The organism is Thermogutta sp. (assembly GCF_039793925.1).
Lineage (GTDB): Bacteria > Planctomycetota > Planctomycetia > Pirellulales > Thermoguttaceae > Thermogutta.
In genome coordinates, this window is record NZ_JBAMME010000276.1 from 1 (window position 1) to 3,893 (window position 3,893).

Below are 3,893 nucleotides of genomic sequence, written 5' to 3' on the forward strand. Positions count from 1 at the left end.
TTCTCACATGAGCTTCTTTGCTGGAGTATGACCGAGGGCCACTCAACCCGGTGAATACTCTCAGCAGAACATGGAATTCAGAGTTGTCCGACGAGATCGGGAACAGGTGGAGCGCGGCTTTGCCACGGGCATGCAGGGCGAGCCACAACTTCGGTGAAATTGACGAGCGGCCTCCACCAATTCGATGCAGAAGGCAAAACAACGGCAAACGTGGCGATGGGAGTCCGAGGCTGGGTCTGGAATTGGCAAATTTGGCAAGAATGTGCGTCGTGAAGAGCCCGCCGGCTGGATGAGTGCAAAGAGGGCTCCAAGTTCTTTTGGCAGCGGTACGCCGAAAGTTCCACCCGGCTCCACCGGCCGTCGGACCCCGGCATGAAATCGTGATTGCAAAAGAGCTGGCCACCGCAGTATGCCCCGATCATCGCCTCGATTCCAGAAAGGCGATGCAAAGGGATACTCCCTATCGCCGTGATGGTGTACCAAACGGCGATCAGGAGTAAAAATGGGTTTCGCCAGCCTCTCAATTGCATTTAATCTTGAGTGCCAATCGAGAAGGATCAGTGGTAGTACGATCTCTCGCTGCTGTGTAACCCCATTTTATCTACCGACACATCGGAGAGACAATGCGCATTTTTCAGGCGGCGAAATGACCGGCTTTTTCACTTGACACGCTCTCAAACCATTACCGGCCGTCGCGCAGCCGATCTCCGAGGAAGTTATCGAGGTCCGGAATAGCATAGATTTTTTCGATCGTTTTCTCCACGTCGTAAGGAACGCGGCGGAAACGAACGCGATTTCCTTCCTGAATGACATAGCATGCCCGGGGGTCACCGTCCCGTGGCTGGCCGACCGATCCCACGTTGATCATGGCCTTTTCCACGGAGTCCAGATCGAATTCACCGTTTTCCAATTCCTGAGGAGAAAAGAACTCGATGCTGTCGGTGAACACCCCGGGTGTATGGGTATGTCCTTGAAAAGAACACTTTTCAATAAGGGCGAAGAGCTTTTGTAATTTCGCAGGGGTGTAGATATCTTCCGGAAAAACGTACTCGTTAAGCGGATTTCTCACCGAGCCGTGGACATAGACGATGGGGCCCTCCCGGTGAATCCGCGGCCGTTCGCCGAGATAGTCCCACCGCCGATACGCCTCTGCCGGGTTTCCGCCATGCTCCTCGAGTTGCTGTCGGGTCCAGAAAATGGCCTTCTCCGCCCCTACATTGAAGCCTTCGGGATCAAAAAGCGCGCCCTGGTCATGGTTGCCCAAAAGACACACTTTGCAGTGTTTCATGACCAGGTCGATGCATTCCCGGGGATTGGGACCGTATCCCACGATGTCACCCAGGCAATAAATCTCCTCCACGCCCTGTTGCCGGATGTCCTCGAGGACCGCCTGGAGGGCTTCCAGATTGCTATGGATATCGCTGATGATCGCACGTTTTACAGGTGCCACCGGTCTGGCCTCAAATTAAACGTTGCTGGTTTTTTATTCTTCATTTTGGCCTCAGGGTATGAAATCGTCCTCCGGGGAAATCGATTCCACAAACCGGGCCAGAAGTGTCGCGGCGGCGTCCAGGTCGTCCAAGGAGATCATTTCCACCGGGCTGTGCATGTAGCGGTTAGGGACGCTGATCAAGCCAGTGGCTACTCCGGCACGGTTGACCTGAATGGCGTTGGCGTCCGTTCCCGTGGCTTTCCCTGCTGCCGCCAGTTGGTACGGGATGTTGTTTGCCTCCGCCACTTGGATCAGCCGCTCCACCACCCGCGGATTCATGTTGGGACCCCGATAGATCACGGGTCCTTTGCCGAGTTTGATTTCTCCTTCCTCCTTTTTTTCCATGGTTGGGCAGTCTGTGGCGAAGGTGACGTCCACGGCGACCCCGACATGGGGATCGATCCCAAACGCACTCGTCCGCGCTCCACGAAGCCCTAGTTCTTCCTGGACCGTTGCCACAGAATAGCAAGCCGACCGGAGTTTGCTTCCATCGATGCGTCGCAGGGCCTCGATCACGACCCAGGCTCCCGACTTGTCATCCAGGCCGGAGGAAATGAGACGGTTATTCCACAGTTCGCGAGACGCCAGTTCGATCGTGATGGGATCTCCAATCCGAACTTTTTGCGATGCTTCCGACTTGGATGCGGCTCCGATATCGATCCACAGGTCCTTCATTTTGGGAACAGCCTTCCGCTCCTCTTCCGAAAGGAGGTGGATCGGCTTGCGGCCAATCACGCCGGGGATGGGTCCGCTGTCGGACCAGATGGTCACCCGCTGGCCGATGAGGACACTCACGTCCCAGCCGCCGATGGACTGAAAGTAAACAAATCCGTCATCATCAATGTACTGGACGATCAGCCCAATTTGATCGCAGTGTCCTGCCAGCATTACCCGAAACGGGGCATCGGGCTTACGCACGGCGATCACATTGCCGTGGAAGTCCGTCTTCACTTCATCCGCGAATCGCTTTGTGTAATCCCGAATGACATCCTGGACTGGGCGTTCATATCCTGACGGACTGGGAGTTTCCAACAAGCGTGTCAGAAATTGGCGAGCATCAGTATCCATCAAGAACTCCTTTCCTTTGGGGCCCAGAAAGAATCTTTTCGATCGTATTCGAAACAGGCCTTTTTGCCGCCCCTGGAGGGCCGACCGACTCACGTCTCAAGAATGAAGTATTATACTACTTCGGCCGGGTTACGTGGCAACACTGGACGACGGCTCAATCAAGCGGATTCTGCGCCCCAGCCTATCAGAAACTTTGCCGGCCTACTGGCCCTGTTTTCCGGATTCCTGTTGACGGGCTTTCTTTCTCTGCTCGAACGAGAACCAGTCCCGGCGCTCGCGGGAACTTGGGATGCCCATTTCTTCACGGTACTTGGTGACTGTTCGCCGTTTGACGTGGATGCCCTGCTTGGCAAGTTCCCTGACGATCTCTTCATCGCTGAGGGGATTGGCTTTGTCTTCGCGGTCGATCAGTTCCTTGACTTTCAGCCGAACAACGTCCCAGGCTACCTCTTCTCCCTCGGGATTGACTTTTCCTCCGCAAAAAAATCGGCGCAGGGGGAAAAGCCCCTGAGGGGTTTGGATCCATTTGTCATCCACCGCACGACTGACTGTGGTTACGTGAATGCCCAGCTTATCGGCGATTTGTTGCATTTTGAGCGGCTCGATGTGCTCGGGGCCTTCCCGCAGGAATTTCTCCTGATGATCGATAATCGCCTGAGCCACCCGCTGGAGCGTTCGCTTGCGCTGCTCAATCCCATCAATGATCCACTTGGCGCGCTCGATTTTGTTTTTGATGTACTCCCTCTCCTCCTTGGAAAGATTCTGCCGTTCGAGACTTTGCAGCAATCCCCGATTGATTTGAAGCCGTGGCAGATCGCCGCCTTCCACCCTCGCGATGAATCGGCCATCTTCCGTCTCTTCGACGTAAACGTCGGGAGTCACGGGCATGGCCGTCTCACTGCGGAACTGTAGCCCGGGTTTGGGGTTGAGCTTGCGAAGAGCCTGCAGCAACTCGTGGATGTGCTCCAGGGACCAATGCGTTTTTCTGGCGATGTGGGGCAGGCGATTGTGCTCGATGTCTTCCAGGTATTCCGAAATCAGAAGTTTAAGATCCTCATAATCTGGACTTTCTGGGTCGAGCTGGAGGAGCAGACATTCCTTGAGATCGCGGGCACCCACTCCCGGCGGATCCAGCTCCTGTACGATTTTGAGAGCCTTCTCAGCCCGCTCGAGATCCTCCTCAGTAGCCTCGGGCCCCAGGAGGTCCTGAAGGCTCGTCTGCAGGTAGCCATTTTCATCCAGGTTGGAAATGATTCTCTCCGCGAGCTCTCGGGTCTGAGAATCGAGATCGTACCACGCCAGTTGATCGAGAAGGTAATCCTGGAGAGTGGGG

3 protein-coding genes are annotated in these 3,893 nt (G+C 55.4%); all 3 read right to left on the reverse strand.

The genetic code is table 11. The features are described from left to right. Window positions 1-682 precede the first annotated feature (682 nt). Window positions 683-1,450 (reverse strand): metallophosphoesterase, encoded by a 768-nt coding sequence (locus ABJK56_RS13995; RefSeq protein ID WP_347245285.1) that lies wholly within the window; start codon window positions 1,448-1,450, stop codon window positions 683-685. 51 nt (window positions 1,451-1,501) lie between these two features. After that, on the reverse strand, window positions 1,502-2,560 hold the full coding sequence (locus ABJK56_RS14000; RefSeq protein ID WP_347245286.1) for a M42 family metallopeptidase: 1,059 nt from the start codon (window positions 2,558-2,560) through the stop codon (window positions 1,502-1,504). A 201-nt stretch (window positions 2,561-2,761) separates the two neighbouring features. Then, on the reverse strand, window positions 2,762-3,893 hold a 1,132-nt coding region (rpoN, locus tag ABJK56_RS14005; protein ID WP_347245287.1), incomplete at its 5' end, for an RNA polymerase factor sigma-54.

Excerpts from the sequence above, each read along its gene's own strand:
- ABJK56_RS14000 (WP_347245286.1), bottom strand. The coding sequence starts at position 2,560 with ATGGATACTGATGCTCGCCAATTTCTGACACGCTTGTTGGAAACTCCC.